Genomic DNA, 6,037 nt, shown 5'->3' on the forward strand with positions numbered 1-6,037 from the left:
TTAATGATGAATAACTCTTCATCTTCTGTTGCTATTCTGCTGGGCACCTATAATGGTGCCCATTTCATCAATCAGCAACTGGACTCCTATAAGCGACAGACGTACAGCAACTGGTCTTTATGGGCTTCAGACGATGGATCCACAGATCAGGGCTTAGGAGCCATTAAAGATTTTTCCCTGTCTGTGCCGCAGTCTATTAACCTGTTGGAAGGTCCCCGACAGGGCGTTTGTCGCAATTTTGTTTCATTAATTAATAATGAAAATATTAATGCGTCCTATTATGCTTTTTCTGATCAGGACGATATCTGGATAAATGATAAGTTAGAACGGGCCGTAAAGTGGCTTGATGCAGTTGATCCAGAGGTTCCTGCGCTCTATTGCAGTCGGACAGAACTTATCAACACTGAAGGGGAAAAGATTGGCTTTTCTCCTGATTATGCTAAACCTCCTTCATTCGCTAATGCTTTACTGCAAAATATCGCCAGCGGTAATACCATGGTGTTCAATAATAAAGCTCGTGAATTGTTGAGGCAGGCAGCTGATGCCGAGATGGTGATTCATGACTGGGCATTGTACCTGGTCGTGACAGCCTGTGGTGGCCGCGTTTTCTTTGATCGTAAACCAACCGTTTTATATCGTCAGCACGATAACAACGTTATTGGTAATGGCATGGGCCTTATGACGCGTATGGCTAATTTTCGGAAAGCACACCATGGTCGAAAGGCTGCCTGGAATGATACTAATATTGCCATGATGGAGTTAATAGGTGGGCAGATGACTCCTGAGAACCAACGCAGACTGAATGATTTTCTCGCGATCCGCGATAGCTCATTAATACAGCGTTTATGTTTACTCAGGCAGTCTGGTGTCTATCACCAACAGTTGGCTGGTACGCTAACCACTGTGTCTTACACACTATTGAACCGTATGTAACCAACTGGTGTTTGAGTGAAAATTATTGCCTCCTTAGTTTTATATCGCCATAGCCAGGCCGATATCGAAAAAACGCTGGAATCGTTATCTTCCGAGCAAAGTATCGATAAGATTTGCATCGTCGATAACGGTGGTCATTGCGGCTGGCTGGAAGGTTTACGCCACCCTAAAATTGAAGTGATCAGGCTAGCGGTCAATCGTGGGTTTGGTAGCGGTCACAATGCGGTATTCCAAAAGTTCAACCAGGACTGCGACTACATTCTGGTGTGCAATCCAGACATCTCTTTTACTACCGGGCAGGTTGATAAGCTCTATAGCTTCAGCATGCAGCGGCAGACAGGGCTTTCCATACCTAAAGTTGTCTATCCCGATGGTAGTTTGCAGCACGGTTGTAAGCTGCTGCCTACACCATGGCAGCTTTTTGTCCGTCGCTTTGGTTCGTCACTTGCTGACAAAATGAATCAGGATTACGAACTTCGCCAGGCCGATTACAGCTGCTCTTTTTTTGCACCCTCATTGTCAGGTTGCTTTATGCTGATCAGCCGGCAGGCTCTGCAAAAGACCGGTGGTTTCGATGAACGTTTTTTCCTCTATCTCGAAGATGTTGATCTCAGCCGTCGGGTCTGTACATCGGCATTGCCGGTTGAATATTGCCCTGGTTCAACCGTGGTGCATGAATCGCAGCGACGCTCATATCGTGATATCAAGTTCCTGATGTACCATGTTTTTTCTGCTGTTCGCTACTTTAATAAGTGGGGATGGTTCCTGGATACAGACCGCGATGCGTTGAACACGCGTTGTTTATCAGAGCTTCCTCAGGCACGAAATGTTTGACAAGTCATCCTGATAATAAGAGGTTGTACGGACGATAAAATCTCATGATGGTCAAGATTGTACAAATTAAAACCTCATTTTTATCAGTGATTTGAAATTATCGATTCGTGTTTTTGGGAGAGCACTTAGCATCATTGGTGATGTATGATGGTGCGGTCATTGATAATGTAATCGATACTTCCCTTAGATAAGGCCAAAGCTGTTAGAGCTTTTATATCCAGACAGGAGTAAGAAATGTCCAAGCAACAAATCGGTGTTGTTGGTATGGCGGTAATGGGCCGTAACCTTGCGCTTAACATTGAGAGCCGCGGCTACACTGTATCTATCTTCAACCGTTCTCGTGAAAAGACTGACGAAGTCATTGCTGAGAATCAGGGCAAGAAACTCGCGCCTTACTACACCATTGAAGAGTTTGTTGACTCACTGGAAAAACCCCGTCGTATCCTGCTGATGGTACAGGCTGGTGAAGCGACTGATAAAACCATTGCTTCGCTGACCCCGCATCTGGATAAGGGCGATATCCTGATCGATGGCGGTAACACCTTCTACAAAGATACCATCCGTCGTAATAAAGAACTGTCTGACCAGGGCTTTAACTTCATTGGTACTGGCGTTTCCGGTGGTGAAGAGGGCGCTCTGAAGGGGCCTTCTATCATGCCTGGCGGCCAGAAAGAAGCTTATGAACTGGTTGCGCCGATTCTGGACAAAATTGCTGCACGTGCCGAAGATGGCGAAGCCTGTGTGACCTATATCGGTCCGGACGGCGCAGGTCACTACGTGAAAATGGTGCACAATGGCATCGAATACGGTGATATGCAGCTGATCGCAGAAGCGTATGCACTGCTGAAAGGTGCGCTGGGTCTGACCAACGAAGAACTGGCGAAAACTTTCACTGACTGGAACAACGGCGAGCTCAGCAGCTACCTGATTGACATCACCAAAGATATCTTCACCAAGAAAGATGAAGACGGAAAATATCTGGTTGATGTAATTCTGGATGAAGCGGCTAACAAAGGCACCGGTAAATGGACCAGCCAAAGCTCGCTGGATTTGGGAGAACCGCTGTCTCTGATCACCGAATCAGTATTTGCCCGCTACCTGTCTTCGCTGAAAACACAGCGTGTTGCGGCATCTAAAGTGCTGAGCGGTCCGCAGGCAAAAGCCTTCACCGGCGACAAAGCTGAATTCGTTGAGAAAGTACGTCGCGCGTTGTATCTGGGCAAAATCGTTTCTTACGCACAGGGCTTCTCTCAGTTGCGCGCTGCATCTGAGCAATACAACTGGGATCTGCAGTACGGCGAGATTGCTAAAATCTTCCGTGCGGGCTGTATCATCCGTGCTCAGTTCCTGCAGAAAATCACCGATGCTTACGCGGAAAACGCGAACATTGCCAACCTGCTGCTGGCTCCGTACTTCAAGAACATTGCTGACGAATATCAGCAGGCACTGCGTGATGTCGTCGCTTATGCGGTACAGAACGGTATCCCGACGCCGACCCTGTCCGCCGCCATTGCCTACTACGATAGCTATCGTTCAGAAGTTCTGCCTGCCAACCTGATTCAGGCTCAGCGTGACTACTTTGGTGCGCATACTTACAAGCGTATCGATAAAGACGGTGTGTTCCACACTGAGTGGCTGGACTGATCATAATAAGGCTTCCCTCGGGAAGCCTTATTTTTTAACCCACCAGCAAATCCCCTTCCCGACCCGCACTTTCCCCCGCAAGTCTTACCACCAGCATGCCCGCTGTCGCGAACTTCATCAGATGACGTGCATACAGCACACCACCAAATTCCGCCACCAACGGTGTGACCTGATCAGTAATTGGATCAACAATCTCTGCCACCACTTCACCCGCTTTTATCTTTTCACCGAGCGCACAGCGATTAAGAATCAGGCCTGAATGCGGGGCAAAAATATACTCACACCCGGCTAATGGTGTCGCGGGGTTAATCAGGGCAGGGGATGCTTTCACCTCTCCGGCAATATAATCACTCTCAATCAACGCATTGATAATGGCGTCGGCATCTTTCTCCGCCTGATCGGCGGCAACATCCACTACACCACGAAGTTCCAGCGTCACCGGCAGCAAGCCACGCGGCATGGGATATTCATCACCAAAGCGTTCGGCCAGTGTCTGCCAGGGTTCGCAGCAGGCCTCATCAAAAGGTTCACCACCGGAGATTTGCGCCAGAAGCTGGACTTCACTTCCCAGCCAGCGAGCCAGCGGTTCAATATCAGGCCAGGCGTGAGGTGTGGTGTACAAATGTGGCAGGGCATCCCAGTCACAGTGCAAGTCGATCATTAAATCCGCCTGGCTAGCCATGCGCATCAGCGTGAAACGTTGTGCATCCAGCTCGGTTTTGGCGATCTTGTCGCGGTAGTGGCGGTCGATAGCATCACGAATCAGCCGCTTGTTTTCATATTCGCTGTGGGTCAGCGTTCCAGCCAGTTCATCGACCAGTGTTTCCCCCAGTGCCGGGAAGCGGCGATTGAAATCCTGGCCTGAGAGGGTATGAAAGCGTCCCAGATGTGTACCATGCCAGTGTTGCCCCAGCGCCAACGGATTGGCGACGGGCACCAGCGTGAATGAGGCTTTGAGTTGTCCGGCAGACTCCAGCGCCAGCAACTTCTGCTTCAGATACCATGCCACCGCCATGCCGGGTAGCTCATCACCATGTAGTGCGGCCTGAATATACACACGTTTATGTCCATCGCCACTGAAGTGGAAGCTATAGATTTCGCGCTGTGTTCCCAGCGACGCGCTGAGCAGAGGATGATGTTGTTGTTGCATGACGTTGATGATGTCCTGTTGTTCGCCACGGTGCAGGCTGACTCACACCGGCAAGAGTTGTCCGAATGGCAATTATTATAGTGTGATTGAAAAGAAGGGCGGCAAACGCCGCCCTGGGTTTACTGCTGAATGGAGATATCTGTCGCGAAGTATTTCTTCTGGATTTTGTCGAAGGTGCCGTTCTTTTTGATTTCATTGAAGGCGTCATCCAGCGCGGTCTTCAGCTCGGTATCACCTTTACGCAGGCCGATAGCCGTTCCCGGTCCAATGATGGGGTCCTGTACCGTTGGCCCAGCCAGTTCAAAGTCTTTGCCTTGCGGTTGTTTGAGGAAGCCGATGGCGGCCTGTGCGGCATCGGTAAACACCGCATCAAGACGGCCAGAAACCAGGTCGTTCTCAACCTGAGCCTGATCGCCATAAGGCACCACGTTTACACCATTGGGCTGCCATTTGGCACGTGCATAGCGTTCCTGAACGGTACCCTGTTCTACACCCACTGTTTTGCCTTTCAGCGATTCAGCCGTTGGCAGCAGGCCAGAGCCTTTACGCGCGATCAACTGTGTTTTGGTATCGTATAGCGGCATGGTGAAATCGATCTGTTTCAGGCGTTCTTCAGTCACGCCCATATCAGACAAAATGGCATCAAATTTGCGTGCTTTCAGCGCTGGGATCATGCCGTCGAATTCGCTTTCTACCCAGACACATTTGGTTTTCATTTGCTCACACAGAGCGTTACCCAGATCGATATCAAAACCGACCAGTTTGCCCTGCGGCGTTTTAGATTCGAAAGGAGGGAAATATCAACGGCGAAACGCACCTGATCAATTTTTGCCTTTACGCCAAACGCACAACCTGCCAGTAATGCCAGCGCCAGCGTCTGACGCAAACGGACGGAAAAACGTGTACTTGCCATAAAATCGGTCTTTGTCGTGACAGGAAACCCAGCAGATTACTCTGCTGTGCGCGGCAAATCAAATGAGGCAACACCTTAATATCGTTATAATTTTGCAGGAAATGTGTCTGCCAGAATTTGACGGATATCAATCCAGTTAATTCCTGGAGTCAGGCAGGTTGCCTGGGTAGTACAAAAATGGTAGAAAGGCCACCTCTCCAGTGAGTCTTTATCTATGCTCATTGTGATGACCAGGGATAGTGCGAAGAAAGCGGTCAGAAATGCGCGGAATCGGGCTAGGCGCTAGTGACCTACTTCAATGAGATAAAATGCATGACGCAAACCATAAAAAAATCTCTCTCTTAAGCGAAACGCTGCATGGTCATGGCGGAATGGAAAAAAACGTCACCCGGCAGGTCATAAATTTAATCAATAGTGATAACGCGTTCAGTGTATTCTGTTCCCGCTGGACTCCCGGCTGGAAATCGCTTCAGAAAGTTGGTTAGACGGGCTGGTCTGGGGCCAGAGCAGCGTGACCCGTAATCCTAAAATTGCCCGATTTGTAGCACAACTGAACGGCCACG

At 49.3% G+C, this 6,037-nt stretch carries 4 protein-coding genes and 1 pseudogene; 3 read left to right on the forward strand and 2 right to left on the reverse strand.

The annotated features are described in order from the left end of the window. Window positions 1–3: 3 nt before the first annotated feature. From PW844_RS00985 to gndA, 3 genes are all read left to right on the forward strand, one after another. Complete coding sequence (locus PW844_RS00985) at window positions 4–933, forward strand: glycosyltransferase family 2 protein (RefSeq protein WP_299445619.1); 930 nt, start codon at window positions 4–6, stop codon at window positions 931–933. A gap of 15 nt (window positions 934–948) precedes the next feature. Then, the gene (locus PW844_RS00990; protein WP_299445621.1) at window positions 949–1,767 is read left to right on the forward strand and encodes a glycosyltransferase family 2 protein; all 819 of its coding nucleotides are present in this window, start codon (window positions 949–951) and stop codon (window positions 1,765–1,767) included. Between the two features lie 234 nt (window positions 1,768–2,001). Then, on the forward strand, window positions 2,002–3,411 hold the full coding sequence (gene gndA, locus PW844_RS00995; protein ID WP_299445623.1) for an NADP-dependent phosphogluconate dehydrogenase: 1,410 nt from the start codon (window positions 2,002–2,004) through the stop codon (window positions 3,409–3,411). 34 nt (window positions 3,412–3,445) lie between these two features. Here the strand turns inward: gndA and PW844_RS01000 are convergent, their stop codons facing one another. Both PW844_RS01000 and PW844_RS01005 read right to left on the reverse strand, forming a co-directional pair. Further along, a complete protein-coding gene (locus PW844_RS01000) occupies window positions 3,446–4,561 on the reverse strand; it encodes a succinylglutamate desuccinylase/aspartoacylase family protein (RefSeq protein ID WP_299445625.1) in 1,116 nt (371 codons plus the stop codon). Between the two features lie 119 nt (window positions 4,562–4,680). Then, window positions 4,681–5,474 (reverse strand): annotated as a pseudogene (locus PW844_RS01005) (ABC transporter substrate-binding protein). Between the last annotated feature and the right edge of the window lie 563 nt (window positions 5,475–6,037).

Source organism: Pantoea sp., from assembly GCF_028283705.1.
GTDB lineage: Bacteria > Pseudomonadota > Gammaproteobacteria > Enterobacterales > Enterobacteriaceae > Pantoea.